At 67.9% G+C, this 520-nt stretch carries 1 pseudogene; it reads right to left on the bottom strand.

Annotated elements, in window-relative coordinates:
- Positions 1-215, bottom strand: a pseudogene (locus L6Q67_RS24455) (AAA family ATPase); the annotation flags it as partial.
- Positions 216-520 lie beyond the last annotated feature (305 nt).

Raw genomic sequence — 520 nt, 5'->3', positions numbered from 1 at the left:
ATACGGGCTTTCTTGTCGTCGATGTCCTGCAGGTCATCAAGGCGGATCTGGTGCGGGCGGGGCACCGGCACCAGCGCTACCGAATTGTGCTTGCGGCGCCAGCGGAAGGCGGTGGAGGCGGCCCAGTCGGGGGCGGTGGGTTCGGCCGGGAGTAGGCCTTCGAGGCGCTCGAGCAGGCGCTCGGCGCGGGCCAGGAATTGGTTGAGGTCAGTCATGGGGCGGGGTGTCGGTGTCTTTGTTCTTCGGGGCGCGCAGGGCCAGCCACACGATGGCGAGGAGCACCGCGGCGATGCCGATTTCGAGGCCGATCAGCCACATGCTGCGCTCCTTTCGTAAGCCCGGGCCGGCGTGGCGCTGGTTATACTCGGGCGGCTATTGATTGCCAGCCGCGAGTGTACCCCATCCATGTTTCCCGTTTTTCGTCCCGCCCGTTCCATCCGCCTGATTCCCGCGCTTGTCGCGCTGCTCCTCACTGCCTGTGCGACGGCTCCGCGCCCGGCCGGCGAGTCGCAGCCCCGTC

Source organism: Zoogloea sp. (assembly GCF_023150065.1).
GTDB lineage: Bacteria > Pseudomonadota > Gammaproteobacteria > Burkholderiales > Rhodocyclaceae > Zoogloea.
Note: the sequence above shows the minus strand (reverse complement) of the source record. Positions and strands in the feature narration are given on the sequence as shown.